The sequence below is a fragment of the Caballeronia sp. RCC_10 genome, assembly GCF_041360715.1.
In the GTDB taxonomy this organism is placed as follows: domain Bacteria; phylum Pseudomonadota; class Gammaproteobacteria; order Burkholderiales; family Burkholderiaceae; genus Caballeronia; species Caballeronia grimmiae.
Genome location: NZ_JBFUPT010000010.1, coordinates 65,198 through 81,020, shown reverse-complemented (window position 1 = coordinate 81,020; position 15,823 = coordinate 65,198). Strand labels below are relative to the sequence as shown.

The window sequence follows — 15,823 nt, the reverse complement described above, 5'->3', positions numbered from 1 at the left end:
ATGATCGGCCGGGAGAGTTAGCGGTGAATGAGCGGGAACAGCGATCCTCGTCGACTAGCGCCGGCGCTTCTTCCAGTCGTAGCCGGCGGGCGGATCGGCGACGCCCGGCTTGCCGACCGACTGCGGATTCTCGCTGCATAGCGTGACAAAACCGATCGCGTCGCCCTTCGCCTGGCGTTGGCGCAGCTCCTCGGCGAAGCGCAAGGCTTCCGCGAGCGCGGTCGGTTCGAATCTTCGATGGCGGGCGGTGCCTTCCGCTCCCGGATCGCCATCGAGCCAATAGACGACGAACATCGTTTCCTCTCGAATGTGACGAACGCGTGACGCTCGCCGTTGTGCGCCGCCGATGCAAAACCTTCACGATTCCGCATGCGACAGAACTGTACCCAGGCACCGGGTATTCCCGAAGTGCGAGTTCGGCGACCCGTATGCCGTCAAGGACCGTCGACGGATGCTGCGGCGCGGTACGCCGGTTGCTCATCGACACGGTCCATCCGAGGCTAGAACATGCAAACCATGCAACGACAGGCACAGCTACCGGAAGAAGCCGTCTGGCAGATCCCAGAGCGCGCGGCTCATCACGATGAGCCGCGCGTCCTCGTCGCCGACGACGATCTCGACGCTACGCGCGCGCTGTGTCTCGCGCTCGAAGACGCCGACTTCGACGTGCGCGCCGTGCATACCGGCCTCGATGCGGTCACGATCGCGCGCAAGTGGCGCCCCGGCGTGGTGCTGCTCGATCTGATGATGCCGCTCGGCGACGGCTGGGAAGCAGCCGAAGCGATCCGCGCGCTCGACCTGTCGATGCTGCTCATTGCGCACACCGGCCGCACGTCGCCGGACGACCGGGCGCGTGCGCAGCGCACCGGCTTCAATGGCTATTTCATCAAGCCGACCGAACTGGATCGCATGATCCGCGTGATGCGGACATATTACTCGGCGCACGAGGCGGATCGGCGGGTGCGTGAGTGCTGAAGGGCGTGAAGTGCGTTGGGGCAGACGTGCGCCGGCGAAACGTGTTCGAACGCCCGCGCAGTCAGGCGTTGATGCGTCTCGCGGACACTTCGTCCATCGCGACGGCGGGCTGTTCGGTCTCGCACTCGACGTGTTGCCTGAGCACGTCGTCCCAATATTGACAGTAGCCGGCCCAGAACGGCATCTGCGTCTGTGAGCAGGCATCGCCCGGCAACGGATGAGGCAGCATGCGGCTCAGCCGGACAACTTCCTTGCGTTTCCATTGAAGCAGCGTGCGGCGCGGGCCGCGTATCGCCGGGCAAAGCTCGTTCATCTGCGCGACAGCGTGCCAGAAACCTTCGGCGGGGCGCGACGCCATCATCGTGAGGATCGTCGTGTCAGGGCGCGGCCCGCGCTCGTGACAGATGATCGCGCCGATCTGGCCGAGGATGTACATCGTTCTTTCGATAGATTGGTCGGCCGGCGGCTGCATGGCGTCCTTTATTTTTGATGGTTGTGTTGTGTTGGGGCGCGGCGTGTCTCGTGCGCGGTCGGGAATGAGCCGGGGCCTCGCTCCCGTCATTCTCGATATTGATACCTTGTTGCGCGAGGGTATAAAGATACCGTATCGAAAATGTTTCGCATCGCCTATCGACAAAAAATAACCAATTTTGAGATGAGCGATTCGAGAAGGAAACGCTTGCCGCGCGGCCTGAAAATCAATCGCCGCCGATGCCCAGCACATGCTGCTCGAACAACGCGCGCGCGCGCTTCGCGGCATCGTCGTTATCCGATGTCACCGCCGCGACGATGCGTTCCTCCGGCGCCACGAAGATGAACTGCTCGCCGAATCCCGCCGCGAAGAAGTAACGCGGCGCGATCCACCAAAGGTAGCCGTAGCGCGCGTCGTGCATCGGCGGGCCGCCTTCGCTGTGCACGGAGATGGCGTCGTCGATGAACGACGCATCGACGAGTTGCGCGTCTCGCCACTTTCCGCGGTCGAGCATCAACGTTCCGAGCTTTGCCATATCGCGTGCGCGCAACATGAGACCGCGGCCCGCGAACGTGTGGCCGTCCTCATCGGCGATCCATTCGTCGGTATCGATGCCGAGCGGATCGAACAGTTTCTCGCGGACGTACTGCGCGAGCGGTTTTCCAGCGACGTTCTCGACCGCGATCGATAGCAGTTGCACCGCATGCGAGTCATAGACGAACTGCGTGCCGGGCGCATGAACGATGGGCCGCGACAGCACGAAGGTCAGCCGGTTCCCGTCGCCGGCGAAGCGCTCGCACGGGCCGAGCACGCAGTCGTCGATGTCGCTCTGTTCCCATTCGAAGCCCGCCGTCATGGTCAGCAGATGCCGCAACGTGATGCTTCGCAGGCGCTCGTCGAGCGCGGGATTGCGCGCCGCATCGATGAAGTCGCAGACGGGGGCATCGACGCTCGGCAGCAATCCTTCCCCGAGCGCGATGCCGACCGCGAGGCCCACCACGCTCTTCGTGACCGAGTTGATGTTCTCGAGCGTATCGGGCGATGCGTCGCTCCGATAATGCTCGAACGCGATGTGACCGTCCCGCACGACGACGAACGTGCGCACACCGCTGCCTTCCGCTTCGAGTGCGGCCCGCAAGGCAGTGAAATGACGTTCCTGATGCCGGCCGTTCGACCCGCTTTCGTGGTTGCTTCGCATGACAAGAGTAATGGTTGGCCCGTGAGAGCGAGATGCTGCCTCACTCTAAGCGCGCCGGAATCAGGCGTCAATGCGATATGCGTAGGAACCCGAAGCATAGACGTGTCGGAACGCGCGGTCGATGTGCCACGCTGCAACAGGACCGAATCGTGCTACATAACCAGGCAAGCTCGATGCCGCATCTCATCATTCAGTCTCTTTCAGGAACCCAACCGTGCCCGTTCGACGACTCGCGACGCTGTGGCGACTTGGCAGGGCGTTCGTGCGCGAGAGCCATTCGACGCAAGGCGGCGCGTCGATGGAGCGCATTGCCCGCTTCTTCGCGCTGCATGGCGCGCGCGCCGCGCCGCTCAGCGCGGGCATGCCGGCGTTGACGCAATTGCCGCGCGTGATGACCGTGGCGTCGGGCGTGCTTACGCGCCATCCCGCGCTTGCGGAGACGGCGGTGCGCGTGGCGCTGACCGAGATGGACGGCCTCTTTACGCCGTACGATGCCGCCCAGTTCCGCGCCGCGTGCGCTTTGTCACTGGCCGCCGCGCCCCGCGCCGATATCGACGGCATCAGTCCGGTGCCGGTGCGCTCGGGCATCGCCGAGCAGACGCACGCCGCGCGCATCGACGGCGTTCCGGTGCGCATCACGCTGCTACGCGCCGATGCGCGCCAGGAACTCATCGACGATCTCGACCTCGCGCTTGCCGCCGCGCGCTTCGCGGAGCGGCGTTCCGCCACGGCGCGCGAACTGCATGCGGCGGAATGCGTGCGCCTGGTCCAGGAAAATGTCCATCCGATGATCGACCTGCGTCAGCGCGCCGCCGACCAAAGCTATCTGCGCTATCGCCTGCGCGACGACGACCGGATCGCCGTGCCCGAGGTGCTCTGGGATTTCTGCAGCGACGCCGTGCTCACGACGCGTGCGATCGACACCGTGCCGTTATCGGATGCGCACGCGCTCGCATCGCATGGCTTGCAGCAGGCCGATCTCGTCGCGACGCTCATCGAAGCGTTCTTCGAGATGGCGCTCGGCCAGGGCTTTTACCACGCGGGATTGGAAGCGGCGGGCGCGCGCGTGAGCATCGAGCCCGCGACGCTCGGACAGATCGTGCTCGAAGCCGACAATCCGATGACCTTCTTCGCCGCGCACGAGCGCGAGTTCATCGTCGGCGTATCGAATGCGCTGCTCGAAGGCGATCACAAGGCGGCGGCGCGCACGCATCTCGAGCACGGAAGGCCGGATACGCACGCGGCGCATCACGAAGTGCGGGTGGAATCGACGTATCGGCGTGAGGCGGAGCGGTTCTCATCGCCGCAAGCGAGCAGGGGAACGGACGTCTCGCATCTGTTCGATGCCCTCGGCGCGGCGCCCGCCGAGCATCGATTCAGCGCGGCGCATTCCCGGATCGCATCGCGGGCGGTGCTGCTGTCGCGGTCGATGGAGACAATCGAGCGAATGGCGCACGCCGTCGCACCGGATGTCGATGTCTGGCTGATCGCGCGCCGCGTGATCGCGCGGCTCGCCGCGGACCAGTTCGGCTGTCACGGTCTCGTGGCGCACCTCGCGCGGGAAGCGACGCACTGGCCGCGGATGTTGCCGCGTCTGCCGACGCTCATCGCCAAACGAGCCGGGGCGGCGCAAAAAGGCTAGACGCGCGTGCCGGGACTCATCCGCTCGGCAATCGCGCGGCACGCGTTGCGCAGCGGCGTGACGTAGGTCTCCATCGGCGTCGCGCTCTTGCGAAACAGCGGAATGCTGACGCTCACGCAACCGAGCGTCGCGCCGTTCGCGCCGACGATCGCGCTGCCGTAGCAGAAAATCTGCGCTTCGTTCTCTTCGCGATCTTCCGCATAGCCGCGCGCCTGACAGGCATCGAGTTCCGCGTCGAGCGCGCTTCGCTCGATGATCGTATTCGGCGTGAAGCGTTCGAGCGCGATGCCGTGCAGCAGCGCATCGCGTTCGGCGTGCGGCAGCGTCGACAAATACGCCTTGCCGACGGAACTCGAATACAGCGTGACGCGCGTGCCGATGCGCGAGGCCATCCGCACCGCATGCGGACTTTCAAGCTTCTCGACGTACACCATCTCCGCGCCGCTGCGCACGGCGAGGTGCACCGTTTCCTGTGTGGCGTCGCGCAAGGTCTGCAGCGCGTCGGCGGCGGCGATGCGCAAATCCGAGCGTTCCCAGCTCCGGCTCGCGAGCGACATAAGACGCGGGCCGAGCGCATAGCAGCCGACGCGCGCGCCTCCGGTGACGAGCCCTTCGGCCATCAGCGCGCCGACGATGCGATACACCGTCGGACGCGGATAGCCGCTCAGCGTGACGAGGCGCGCGATGGTCGGCGGCTCGGCGGCATCGGCGATCAACTGAAGCACGGCCATGAACTTCGAGAATGCGGCCGTGCCGGTTGCCTTGGCGGTGTCGAGAGCGGCGGGATCGATGGACATATGCGACGAAAAAAAAAGCGACGCCCGAATTTACGCCACCAGATAGCCGCCGTCGACTGGGACGATCGCGCCCGTCATGAACGACGCCGCCGGCGACGCCAAAAATGCCACGACACGCGCGACGTCTTCGGGCAGCCCCCAACGCTTCATCGGCGTGCGATCGAGGATCGCTTGCGAGCGGCCGCCATCGTCCTGAAGCGCCTGCGTGAGCGGTGTCGCGATCCAGCCGGGTGCGACCGCGTTCACCCGAATGCCCTCCGCCGCGTACGCGATGGCGAGCGACTTCGTCAGTTGCGCCACGCCGCCCTTGCTCGCGCTGTACGCGGGCACGAGGCCGCCGCCGAAGAACGTCAGCATCGACGCGGTGTTCACGATCGCGCCGCCCGTTTTGGCGAGCAGCGGACGCGCGGCGGCGCACATGCGCATCGTGCCGTTCAGATTGACGGCGATCACGCGCTCGAAGGTCTCGATGTCGTGCTCGTCGCCGCGCTTGATCATGCCCGCGCAGTTGACGAGCACGTCGAGCGTGTCGAGACGGGCGAAGAGATCAGCGGTGCTGGCGGCATCGGCGACATCGAGCGCGGCGACTTCGATGCCGGCCAGCGCGTCGCGTTGCGCATCGGTCGGCGCGATGCCGGCAGCGATCACGCGCGCACCGAGCGCCGCGAACTGCTGCGCGATCCCCGCGCCGATGCCCTGCGTGCCGCCGGTCACGACGACAGTCTTGCCCTTGAAGAGATCAGCTTGAAAAGTCATGTCTGGAAAATTTAAACGACGGGAACGGGCGACGCCTGTTGCTCGCTGTCCTGAATCGGCGAACGAACGACGAACATGTACACCAGCGCAGCGGCGAACGCGACGCCCGCGCTGATCAGGAACGCGTTCACGAACGAATGCGTCTTGTCGACCACGAGCCCGGTGATGAACGGCGCGAACGAGCCGCCGAAGTAGCCGCCGAAATTCTGGATGCTGCCGAGCGACGCGACCATGTGGCGCGGTGCGGCCACCGAAACGAGCGCCCATGCCGCGCCGCTCGCCATGTTGACGAAGAACATCGCGGCCGACAGATAGACGATCGCGAGCGTCAGGTTCGGCGTGAACGCGGCCGGCACGGTGAACAGCGCCGCGCCGATAAGGCCCGAGCAGATCGGCCACTTGCGGCTGCGGATCGGCGCGACGCCGCGGGCCATCAGGCCATCGGCGATGAAGCCCGACGACAGCATGCCGAGCGTGCCCGCAAGATAGGGAATCGACACGATCCAGCCGGTCTTCGCGATGGTCAGATGCCGCTCATGCTCCAGATACGCCGGCAGCCACGTCAGATACAGCCACACCATATAAATGACGCCCATAAAGCCGAAGATCATGCCCCACGTAGTCGCCTTGCCGAACAGGCCGCGCCACTCGGCGAAGCTCATGTTGCGTTCGCTGCGCTGCGCCGGCTCGCCCTCGGTCAGATGCGCGAGCTCTTGCGGCTCGAGCGCGACATCCTTGCGATTGCGATAGACGATGTACCAGCCGATCGCCACCGCGATGCCCAGCACGCCCATGATGACGAACATGTTGCGCCAGCCGAAGTTGAGCAGCAGCACGGTGAGGATCGGCGGCGCGAGTGCGGGGCCGATCGTCGACGACGTGACGAAGATGCCGGTCGGCTTGCCGCGCTCGCGTTGCGCGAACCATTCGGAGACGACTTTCGCGCCGGCCGGAAACTGCGGCGCCTCGCCGATGCCGAGCGCGATGCGCGCGAAGAGGAACTGCTGCAGGTTCGTGACGAGCCCGCCGAACAACTGCGCGACCGACCACACGAACATGCCGAGGCCGAGCATGATGCGTGCGCCGAAACGGTCGAGCATCACGCCGATCGGCAATTGCGAAAACGCATATGCGAACGAGAACGCGGACAGCAGCAGGCCCATCTGCGATGCGGAGAGCCCGAGTTCCTGCGTGACCGAGTGATTGGCGATGGACAGCGTGCTGCGGTCCAGATAGTTGACGATGCCGGCCAGCGTCAGAAAGGTGAGCGCGACCCATTGAATGCGCTTGAGGCGCGGTGATTTGCTCTGCATGTTGTCTCCTCCGAATGCGCTTCGATGGCGCTTCGGTTGGCTGTGGCGATTAGGCGAATGGTTAGCGGATGAACTGATCGACGAAATCCGCGCCCAGCCCGACGGACTCGTAGTGCTTGCGGCACATGTCGACCTTGGTGAACACGTCTTCGTAACCGGTGTAGTTGCCGTGCGGATCGCAATAGAACATCACGCCGTTCACCTGGAAGTACGTGATCATTTCTTCGACGTCTTCCGGCACGTAAAGCGTATGCGTTTCGCCGGGCGGCTCGAAGACGTAGCTGCCTTCCGTCGCGACCCAGTCGTGCTCGAGGTAGCGCCAGCGTCCCTTCAGCACCATGCCATGCACCGCTTGCGGATGACGATGCCTCGACAGCACGCCGGACTTGCGCACGCGCAGCAGATTCATCCAGTAACCGGTCGAGACGTTCAGGCACAGCGGGCGAAACCAGACATTCTCGGCTTGCGGGACCCACTCGCGCTCGTCGGTAGGAATCGCGTGTCCGACGACGATCTCCTTCTGCGCTTCCTTGGGATTGGGATACTGATACGGCGTCATTGCGTCGGCCGTGGGTTTGGGCGCGGGCATCGCGGCTCCTCTGTCCATAATGTGGATGAATTAATCAGATTATGGACAAATCTTGTCGCCCGGCAGCCTCATTGTCAAGATTTGTAGCGGTCAGGGAAAACGCGAGTATAAAAAAAGCGGGTCCGATTTCCGGACCCGCTTTTAGCGCCGATGAACCGGCTGCCGAATTGCGCTCGCCTAGCGCGCCATCATCAGCATGTGGACGTTATGCATGACCCACACGGTACCGACGATGACCACGAGCGACATCGTGATCGTATAAACGAACGACATCGCGTTCCAGCGCTGCCCCTTCGACGTGTTCACGTGCAGGAAGAACACCACGTGCACGACGACCTGTACCGCCGCCAGCACCGCCAGCCACACAAGCCCTTGCTCGCCCGACAGCTTGCCTGCCGTCACGAGCCAGAACGAGGCTACCGTGAGCACGACAGCCAGTACGAAGCCGATCAGATAACCGCCGACGGTGACGTGCGGCATATCGCCATGCGTTGTATGCGAATGTGCCATTAGACGATGCTCCCAAGGTAGACGAAGGAGAACACGCAAATCCAGACGATGTCGAGGAAGTGCCAGAAGAGGCTCAGGCAAGCAAGCCGGCGCAGTTCGCGCTCGCCCATTGCCGGCTTCTTCACGATCTGCACCGCCAGCACGACCAGCCAGACGAGACCGAGCGTGACGTGCAGGCCGTGCGTGCCGACCAGCGTGAAGAACGCCGACCAGAACGCGCTGCGTTGCGGACCCGCGCCTTCAGCGACCAGATGCGAGAACTCTTGCAGTTCCAGGCACAGGAAGCCCGCGCCCAGCAATGCCGTCACGAACAACCACAGCAGCACGCCGCTCTTCTTCTGACGAACCGCGGAAATCATCGCGAAGCCGAACGTCAGGCTGCTCGTGAGCAGCAAGCCGGTTTCGATCGCGACATCCTTCAGGTTGAACAGGTCCTTCGCCGTCGGGCCGCCTGCGTACTGATTCGCAAACATCGCGAAAGTCGCGAAGAGCGAAGCGAACAACAGGCAGTCGGTCATCAGATACGACCAGAAGCCGAACACCGAATGAGACGGCTGGTGTTCGTGCTCGTGCGCGTGATGCGCGGAAAGTGTCGATTGCGACATTTACAGAACCTCCAGTTCCAGTTCGCGGCCCGCGCCCGTCTTGGCCGGCGCCTTGGGCGGGCGGTTCCGCTCTTCGGTTGCCTTGACGGTAGCGGCGGGGATGATGTAGCCCGCGTTTTCCGCAAAGCTGTAGCCGATGGCAACCGCTGCAACACCGATCAGACCGACGATAGCCAGCCACCAGATGTGCCAGATCGCCGCGAAGCCGAAGACCAGCGCGAAGACGCCGATCAGGAAGCCCGCGCTCGTGTTGGACGGCATATGGATGTCGCGCAGCGGACGCGTTTCGACGCGGCCCGTTTCCTTCGCGTGAGCGAAGTCGTCGAGTTCGCGCACGGCAGGAACGTGTGCGAAGTTGTAGACCGGCGGAGGCGAGCTGATCGACCATTCGAGCGTGCGGCCATCCCACGGATCGCCGGTGACATCGCGATAAGCCGGCTGATTGCGGCGAATCACGCTGACCACGATCTGCGCAACCTGGAACACGACGCCCAGCGCGATGATGCCCACGCCGCAAGCAGCGACGACCAGGTACGGCTGCCATGCGGCGTTGTCATAGTGCTGCAGACGGCGCGTCATACGCATGAAGCCGAGGATGTAGATCGGCACGAACGCGACGAAGAAGCCCACGAACCAGCAGATGAACGCGTTGCGGCCGAGCTTTTCGTCGAGCTTGAAGCCGAACACCTTCGGCCACCAGTACTGCACGCCCGCGAAGTAACCGAACACCACGCCGCCGATGATCGCGTTGTGGAAGTGCGCGATCAGGAACAGGCTGTTGTGCAGCACGAAGTCCGCGCCCGGAATGGCGAGCATTACGCCCGTCATGCCGCCCAGCGTAAAGGTGATGATGAAGCCGATGGTCCAGAGAACCGGCGTGGTCATCTGCACGCGGCCACGGAACATCGTGAACAGCCAGTTGAAGATTTTCACGCCCGTCGGGATTGAGATGATCATCGTCATGATGCCGAAGAAGGCATTGACGTTCGCGCCCGAACCCATCGTGAAGAAGTGGTGCGCCCACACGAGAAACGACAGCACCATGATGCAGCACGTGGCCCACACCATCGTCTTGTAGCCGAACAGCGGTTTCTTCGAGAACGTCGACACGACTTCCGAGTAGATGCCGAATGCCGGCAGAACCAGGATGTAGACCTCGGGGTGACCCCAGGCCCAGATCAGGTTCAGATAGACCATCGGGTTGCCGCCGCCGTCATTCGTGAAGAAGTGCATCCCCATGTAGCGGTCGAGGCCGAGCAGCGCGAGCGCGACGGTCAGGATCGGGAACGTCGCCATGATCAGCACGTTCGAGCAGAATGCCGTCCACGTGAAGACGGGCAGCTTCATCCACGTCATGCCGGGCGCGCGCATCTTCACGATGGTCACGAAGAAGTTCACGCCGGTCAGGAGCGTGCCGACACCGGACAACTGCAACGCCCAGATGTAATAGTCGACGCCGACGCCCGGGCTGAACTGCGTCTCGGAGAGCGGCGGGTACGCGAGCCAGCCGGTCGCCGAGAACTCGCCGATGAAGAGCGACAGGTTGATCAGGATAGCGGCCATGGCCGTCATCCAGAACGAGAGCGAGTTGATGAACGGGAACGCAACGTCGCGCGCGCCGATTTGCAGCGGCACCACGAGGTTGAAGAACGCCACGAGCAGGGCCATCGCCATGAAAAAGATCATGATGGTGCCGTGCGCCGTGAAGATCTGGTCGAAGTGATGCGGCGGCAGATAGCCCGGCGCGTCCATCGCGAGCGCTTGCTGTACACGCATCATGACGGCGTCGGCGAAACCGCGCACGAGCATCAACCCCGCGACGACCAGATACATCACGCCAATGCGCTTGTGGTCGGTCGACGTCAGGTACTCGCGCCAGAGCCAGCCCCATTTTCCGAACTTGGTGAGAGCGGCGACCGTACCGAGCGCGAGAATCGCCATGAGGACAGTCGCCCCCATGATGATCGGCTCGTGATACGGGATCGCCTCAAGCGTTAATTTGCCAAACATGGCTTACCCCTTGGTTACACAATTCGCACCAACGGCGACATTCCCGTTGTTGTACTTGCCGACGATGTTGTTGAACAGCTTCGGATCGACGGTGGAGAAGTAGCGCACCGCTTCCTTCTGGCTCGGGCGCGAGACGCCGGCATAGACGTTCATGTCGAGGCCTTCGGGCGCGGTCTTGACCTTCTGGACCCACGCATCGAATTCGGCTTGCGACATGGCGAGCGCGCGGAACTTCATGTCTGAGAAGCCTGCGCCGCTGTAGTTCGCCGAGATGCCCGCGTAGTCGCCGGCGTGATCGGCCAGCAGATGCAGCTTCGTCTGCATGCCCGCCATCGCGTAGATCTGGCCGCCGAGTTGCGGGATGAAGAACGAGTTCATCACCGAGTCCGACGTGATGCGGAAGTTGACCGGCGTGCCGACCGGAAACGCGACCTGATTGACGGACGCGACGCCCAGATCCGGATAGATGAAGAGCCACTTCCAGTCGAGCGCGACGACTTCGACGTTGATCGGCTTGACGTTCTCGACCTTGATTTCCTTGTACGGGTCGAGTTCGTGAGAAGTCCTCCACGTCAGGATGCCGAGATAAAGGATGATGACCGCGGGGATCGTCCACACAACGACCTCGATGGCCGTGGAGTGCGCCCATTTCGGAGCGTAGGTCGCGTTCTGGTTGGATGCGCGATAGCGCCAGGCGAAGATCAGGGTGAGCAGAATCACCGGAACGACGACGAGGAGCATCGTGAACGTCGCGGTGCCGATCAGCGCGCTTTCCGCTACGCCGATAGGACCTTTCGAGTCGAGCACCTCGAGTTTGCATCCCGAGAGACAGACACTGCCCAACAAACCCGATAACAATGGCGCTGCTAAACGGTGAGTATTTTCATTCATTGCATTCGCTGGTTTTTTGGATCGAAGCGTCCTCTGGAGAACGCCGTTTCACGGCGTTGCGCCGCGACGCGATCATGCCACGCGAGATTTATCGCGATGTTGCGAATGTATGGAATTTGGTCTCAGAAACGGGGATTGCGACGCTGTGTCGCGCGCTATTGTCGCTTCGATAAGTCATGTCGAAACATGCTGAGCGTTGCGAACTTATCATTCTGACAGCATGGCGCAGGCTTGAGGAGTACGTGCGAAACACACTCTTTGCCGGGCATCAAAATTTTGCATTGGCGGCGTGTTGAATCGCATAGGTGTCAAATCATGTTGCGGCGGTTTATCGGATAGATAAGAGCCTTCAAAATGCGAACCCCGGCTGGCTCTTTTTCGGTGAGTCATCTGGAGGTCAAAGGCTCGATACTGAACGACATGAAAAAGAAAATGCTGATTGTGGCCGCCAGTTTGATGGCGCCGATGCTGGCTCATGCGGGTTGTGAAGACATGATGTCCCGGTGGATCAAAACGCTGCATCCGGATAACAAACTCGCCGCCGAATACAGCGTCTGCAAGGCGTGGCCTGCCCATCCACAGTTGACGCTGGCAGTGATGGCGCTGGCGCATGATGCGAGCGACGAGAGCGTCAGCGGGCACGATGCCGAACTGGTCGTAGCGGACAGCGCGTCAGGCGCGGTCATCGCGCATTTCTACCAGAGGGATGCGATCGTTGAACAAGAAATGACGTTCACCGACATTGCGCTCGATACCGCACGCTATGACGTCTCCCCCGGGCCCCGCGCGTTTGGCGTGCGTGTGAGCTACCGGGGTCGGTCGCGCGTCGCCCCGAGCGGCGAGACCTCACTACTCCTGTATGTACTGGAGAACAAGACGTTGCGGCCGGTCCTCGACAAGTTGGCGGTAGAGCAGGCCAACGGCGAATGGGACGATCGATGCGAGGGCTTCTCTGACTCGACGAAGCGAACCGTCGCAACGGGTCCTGCGAACCGGGAAGGCTATGCGTCGCTGAAGGTGACGGAGAAGACGGTTCACAGCGTCACGCGCATGGTGAAGGACGAATGCGTGAATCAGGACGGCGCACCGAAGCAGAAGGATTTCACGCTCGAATACCGCAACGGCCACTACAACGTGCCGCAGGGCATGCGGCTGCAGGGCTGAGCGCCCGCTCCATCTACTCCTTCCTGACTAGCGACTAACCGCCGCGCCCCTCCGCCCGGCGTATATCGTCTCCCTGACGCAATCCCTATCCTCGCGATGAAGTCTTTCATCACGAGGATAGGACGATGAGCGTCGTCAACCCGCCTGCCGCGTCGTCGGCCGCGACCGATACCACTGCCTGGCGCGTGCTCTCTGCGAGCACGTTCGCCTTCACCATCTGCTTCGCCGTCTGGATGATGTTCGCCATCCTCGGCATTCCGCTGAAGCAGCAACTCCGTCTCACCGACACCGAATTCGGCCTCATCGCCGCGACGCCCGTGCTTACCGGCTCGCTTGCCCGCGTGCCGCTCGGCATCTGGACCGATCGCTTCGGCGGGCGCGTCGTGTTTTTCTGCACGATGGCCGTCACCATCGTGCCGATCTGGCTCATTACCTATGCCACGGAACTGTGGCAGTTCCTCGTGCTCGGCCTCTTCGTCGGCGTAGCGGGCGCGTCGTTTTCCGTGGGGACGCCCTATGTCGCGCGCTGGTTCCCGAAGTCGCGGCAGGGCCTTGCGATGGGCATCTTTGGCGCGGGCAACTCCGGCGCCGCGCTGAACAAGTTCGTCGCCCCGGTGATGATGCTCGCCGCCGGCACATGGACCATCGTGCCGAAGGTCTATTCCATCGCGATGGCCGTCACCGCGATCCTGTTCTGGCTGCTGTCGGCGTCGAACCGGGCGCATCGCGGCGCGAACGCGCAGAGCTTCGCCGCGCAAATGACCGTGCTCAAGGACCGGCGCGTGCTGCGTTACGCGCAGTTCTACTCCGTCGTGTTCGGCGGCTATGTCGGCCTGTCGCTGTGGATGCCGCAGTACTACGTGAACCAGTATGGCTTCCGTATCGAACAGGCGGCGTTCCTGGCCGCGTGCTTCTCGCTACCCGGCGGCGTGCTGCGCGCGCTGGGCGGCTGGATGTCCGACCGGTTCGGCGCACATCGCACGACATGGCTCGTGATGTGGGTCACGCTGGCCTGCTTCTTCGTCCTGAGCTATCCGGTCACCGATTTCACCATCCACACGAGCGGCGGCCCGCGCACCTTCCACATCGCGATGGGACCGGCTGCCTACACCGTGCTCATGTTCGTCGTGGGCGTGGCGATGGCCGTCGGCAAGGCGTCGGTGTTCAAGTTCATCTCCGACGATTTCTCGTCGAACATCGGCGCGGTTTCTGGTGTCGTCGGACTCGCGGGCGGGCTTGCCGGCTTCCTCTTGCCGATTCTATTCGGCATCCTGATGGATATCACCGGCATACGCACCACCTGTTTCATGCTGATGTTCGGCGCAACTGCAGTCAGTCTCATCTGCATGCATTTCACCTTTAAGTCAGACCGCATCGGGCGCGTTGCCTGACGCAACCGAGGGCGCGGCTTGACCGAAGCCGCGCCGTCATCATCGAGCACATCTCATGTCACGCTATCTACTCACTCAATGGGAGCCCGACAACGCGGGCTTCTGGCAAGAGACCGGCGAAACCATCGCACGCCGCAATCTTTGGATCTCCATTCCGGCGCTGATGCTGGCCTTCGCGGTGTGGTCGCTGTGGAGCGTCGTCGCCGTCAATCTCGACAAGGGCGGCTTCCACTTTTCCAAGGACCAGTTGTTCTGGCTGACTGCGTTGCCCGCGCTGTCGGGCGCGACGCTGCGCATCTTCTATTCGTTTCTCGTGCCGATCTTCGGCGGCCGGCGCTTCACCGCCTTTTCAACCGCGAGCCTCCTGATTCCCGCGCTCGGCATGGGCTTCGCGCTGCGCGATCCGTCGACCGGCTATCCGACGCTGCTCGCGCTCGCCTTGCTATGCGGCCTGGGCGGCGCGAACTTCAGTTCGTCGATGGCGAATATCAGCTTCTTCTTCCCGAAGGCGAAGAAGGGCTTCGCCACCGGCATGAACGCGGGCATCGGCAATTTGGGCGTGTCGGTTGTGCAGTTCGTCGCGCCGCTCGTGATCGCAGCGTCTGTCTTCGGCGCGCTCGGCGGTAAAGGGCATAGCTACGCGGCCAACGGCGTCGAGCGCAGCATCTCGCTGCAGAACGCGGGCTTCATCTGGGTGCCGTTCATCGTCGTGTCGGCGCTCGCCGCGTGGTTCGGCATGAACGATATCGCCGATGCAAAGGCATCCTTCGCCGAGCAAGCCGTCATCTTCAAGCGCAAGCACAACTGGCTGATGTGCCTGCTGTATATCGGCACGTTCGGATCGTTCATCGGCTTCTCCGCCGGACTCGCGTTGCTGACGAAAGCGGAGTTTCCGTCCGTGAACCCGACCGCCTATGCGTTCCTCGGACCGCTCGCCGGCGCACTCACGCGGCCGCTGGGTGGCTGGATTTCCGACCGCATCGGCGGCGCGCGCGTGACCTTGTACACCTTCATCGCGATGATCGCGGCGGTCATCGGCGTCATCTTCTCGTTGCCGCACGGCGGCGCGGGCGGCAGCTTCGCCGGCTTCCTCGCGATGTTCATCGTGCTGTTCGCGCTGACGGGCATCGGTAACGGATCGACGTTCCGCATGATCCCGGTAATCTTCCTCACGCAGAAGCAGCGCGAATCGGCGCGCGGTACGGACGCCGCGAGGAAGCAGGCGCTTCACGAGGCCGGCAAGGAATCGGCGGCGGTGCTCGGCTTCGCGGGTGCGATCGGCGCTTACGGCGGCTTCTTCATTCCGCGCAGCTTCGGCACGTCGATCAGCGCGACCGGATCGCCCGACATGGCGCTCTATTGCTTCATCGCGTTCTATGCGGTCTGCGCGGTGGTGACGTGGTGGTGGTACGCGCGCCGCAACGCGCCGATGCCCTGCTGATCGCGGACTACTACCAAAGGCGTAGCCGATCGGCACGACGACTACGCCTCCTGACGAACATCAACTGCT

At 63.1% G+C, this 15,823-nt stretch carries 16 protein-coding genes; 5 read left to right on the top strand and 11 right to left on the bottom strand.

Annotated elements, in window-relative coordinates:
- Positions 1 to 54: 54 nt before the first annotated feature.
- Positions 55 to 294, bottom strand: a complete 240-nt coding sequence (locus tag AB6804_RS18670) for a hypothetical protein (protein WP_370887696.1) — start codon at positions 292 to 294, stop codon at positions 55 to 57.
- A gap of 213 nt (positions 295 to 507) precedes the next feature.
- Between AB6804_RS18670 and AB6804_RS18665 the strand changes: the two genes are divergently transcribed.
- Positions 508 to 975, top strand: coding sequence for a response regulator (locus AB6804_RS18665; protein WP_229753909.1), 468 nt, complete (start codon positions 508 to 510; stop codon positions 973 to 975).
- Positions 976 to 1,036: 61 nt separating this feature from the next.
- Here AB6804_RS18665 and AB6804_RS18660 read toward each other — a convergent pair whose 3' ends face one another.
- Positions 1,037 to 1,411 carry a hypothetical protein gene (locus AB6804_RS18660; RefSeq protein ID WP_370887695.1) on the bottom strand — a complete coding sequence of 125 codons (375 nt, stop codon included), beginning with the start codon at positions 1,409 to 1,411 and terminating at the stop codon, positions 1,037 to 1,039.
- Between the two features lie 262 nt (positions 1,412 to 1,673).
- Positions 1,674 to 2,645 (bottom strand): serine hydrolase domain-containing protein, encoded by a 972-nt coding sequence (locus AB6804_RS18655; RefSeq protein ID WP_370887694.1) that lies wholly within the window; start codon positions 2,643 to 2,645, stop codon positions 1,674 to 1,676.
- Between the two features lie 214 nt (positions 2,646 to 2,859).
- Here AB6804_RS18655 and AB6804_RS18650 point away from each other — a divergent pair, with 214 nt between their 5' ends.
- Complete coding sequence (locus tag AB6804_RS18650; RefSeq protein WP_370887693.1) at positions 2,860 to 4,287, top strand: AarF/UbiB family protein; 1,428 nt, start codon at positions 2,860 to 2,862, stop codon at positions 4,285 to 4,287.
- On the opposite strand, the gene AB6804_RS18645 is transcribed toward AB6804_RS18650, so the two are convergent.
- From AB6804_RS18645 to cyoA, 8 genes are all read right to left on the bottom strand, one after another.
- Entirely contained in the window at positions 4,284 to 5,084 is an 801-nt protein-coding gene (locus AB6804_RS18645; RefSeq protein WP_370887692.1) for an IclR family transcriptional regulator, read from the bottom strand. The genes AB6804_RS18650 and AB6804_RS18645 overlap by 4 nt on opposite strands.
- Before the next feature lie 30 nt (positions 5,085 to 5,114).
- Positions 5,115 to 5,840 carry an SDR family NAD(P)-dependent oxidoreductase gene (locus AB6804_RS18640; RefSeq protein WP_244796585.1) on the bottom strand — a complete coding sequence of 242 codons (726 nt, stop codon included), beginning with the start codon at positions 5,838 to 5,840 and terminating at the stop codon, positions 5,115 to 5,117.
- A gap of 11 nt (positions 5,841 to 5,851) precedes the next feature.
- On the bottom strand, positions 5,852 to 7,153 hold the full coding sequence (locus AB6804_RS18635) for an MFS transporter (RefSeq protein WP_370887691.1): 1,302 nt from the start codon (positions 7,151 to 7,153) through the stop codon (positions 5,852 to 5,854).
- Between the two features lie 61 nt (positions 7,154 to 7,214).
- Positions 7,215 to 7,742, bottom strand: coding sequence for a 2,4'-dihydroxyacetophenone dioxygenase family protein (locus AB6804_RS18630; protein ID WP_035968793.1), 528 nt, complete (start codon positions 7,740 to 7,742; stop codon positions 7,215 to 7,217).
- 177 nt (positions 7,743 to 7,919) lie between these two features.
- Complete coding sequence (gene cyoD, locus AB6804_RS18625) at positions 7,920 to 8,252, bottom strand: cytochrome o ubiquinol oxidase subunit IV (protein ID WP_370887690.1); 333 nt, start codon at positions 8,250 to 8,252, stop codon at positions 7,920 to 7,922.
- Positions 8,252 to 8,857, bottom strand: coding sequence for a cytochrome o ubiquinol oxidase subunit III (gene cyoC, locus AB6804_RS18620; RefSeq protein ID WP_035968753.1), 606 nt, complete (start codon positions 8,855 to 8,857; stop codon positions 8,252 to 8,254). The genes cyoD and cyoC overlap by 1 nt, the downstream gene beginning before the upstream one ends.
- Positions 8,858 to 10,867, bottom strand: a complete 2,010-nt coding sequence (gene cyoB, locus AB6804_RS18615) for a cytochrome o ubiquinol oxidase subunit I (protein ID WP_370887689.1) — start codon at positions 10,865 to 10,867, stop codon at positions 8,858 to 8,860.
- Between the two features lie 3 nt (positions 10,868 to 10,870).
- The gene (cyoA, locus tag AB6804_RS18610; RefSeq protein WP_370887688.1) at positions 10,871 to 11,758 is read right to left on the bottom strand and encodes a ubiquinol oxidase subunit II; all 888 of its coding nucleotides are present in this window, start codon (positions 11,756 to 11,758) and stop codon (positions 10,871 to 10,873) included.
- Between the two features lie 354 nt (positions 11,759 to 12,112).
- Between cyoA and AB6804_RS18605 the strand changes: the two genes are divergently transcribed.
- From AB6804_RS18605 to AB6804_RS18595, 3 genes are all read left to right on the top strand, one after another.
- On the top strand, positions 12,113 to 12,922 hold the full coding sequence (locus AB6804_RS18605; RefSeq protein WP_370887687.1) for a hypothetical protein: 810 nt from the start codon (positions 12,113 to 12,115) through the stop codon (positions 12,920 to 12,922).
- 125 nt (positions 12,923 to 13,047) lie between these two features.
- On the top strand, positions 13,048 to 14,313 hold the full coding sequence (locus tag AB6804_RS18600; protein ID WP_370887686.1) for a nitrate/nitrite transporter: 1,266 nt from the start codon (positions 13,048 to 13,050) through the stop codon (positions 14,311 to 14,313).
- Between the two features lie 55 nt (positions 14,314 to 14,368).
- A complete protein-coding gene (locus AB6804_RS18595; RefSeq protein WP_370887685.1) occupies positions 14,369 to 15,754 on the top strand; it encodes a NarK family nitrate/nitrite MFS transporter in 1,386 nt (461 codons plus the stop codon).
- Positions 15,755 to 15,823 lie beyond the last annotated feature (69 nt).

Coding starts and splice junctions, on each gene's coding strand:
- AB6804_RS18670 (WP_370887696.1), bottom strand. CDS start 294: ATGTTCGTCGTCTATTGGCTCGATGGCGATCCGGGAGCGGAAGGCACC.
- AB6804_RS18665 (WP_229753909.1), top strand. CDS start 508: ATGCAAACCATGCAACGACAGGCACAGCTACCGGAAGAAGCCGTCTGG.
- AB6804_RS18660 (WP_370887695.1), bottom strand. CDS start 1,411: ATGTACATCCTCGGCCAGATCGGCGCGATCATCTGTCACGAGCGCGGG.
- AB6804_RS18655 (WP_370887694.1), bottom strand. CDS start 2,645: ATGCGAAGCAACCACGAAAGCGGGTCGAACGGCCGGCATCAGGAACGT.
- AB6804_RS18645 (WP_370887692.1), bottom strand. CDS start 5,084: ATGTCCATCGATCCCGCCGCTCTCGACACCGCCAAGGCAACCGGCACG.
- AB6804_RS18640 (WP_244796585.1), bottom strand. CDS start 5,840: ATGACTTTTCAAGCTGATCTCTTCAAGGGCAAGACTGTCGTCGTGACC.
- AB6804_RS18635 (WP_370887691.1), bottom strand. CDS start 7,153: ATGCAGAGCAAATCACCGCGCCTCAAGCGCATTCAATGGGTCGCGCTC.
- AB6804_RS18630 (WP_035968793.1), bottom strand. CDS start 7,742: ATGCCCGCGCCCAAACCCACGGCCGACGCAATGACGCCGTATCAGTAT.
- cyoD (WP_370887690.1), bottom strand. CDS start 8,252: ATGGCACATTCGCATACAACGCATGGCGATATGCCGCACGTCACCGTC.
- cyoC (WP_035968753.1), bottom strand. CDS start 8,857: ATGTCGCAATCGACACTTTCCGCGCATCACGCGCACGAGCACGAACAC.
- cyoB (WP_370887689.1), bottom strand. CDS start 10,867: ATGTTTGGCAAATTAACGCTTGAGGCGATCCCGTATCACGAGCCGATC.
- cyoA (WP_370887688.1), bottom strand. CDS start 11,758: ATGAATGAAAATACTCACCGTTTAGCAGCGCCATTGTTATCGGGTTTG.
- AB6804_RS18605 (WP_370887687.1), top strand. CDS start 12,113: ATGCGAACCCCGGCTGGCTCTTTTTCGGTGAGTCATCTGGAGGTCAAA.
- AB6804_RS18600 (WP_370887686.1), top strand. CDS start 13,048: ATGAGCGTCGTCAACCCGCCTGCCGCGTCGTCGGCCGCGACCGATACC.
- AB6804_RS18595 (WP_370887685.1), top strand. CDS start 14,369: ATGTCACGCTATCTACTCACTCAATGGGAGCCCGACAACGCGGGCTTC.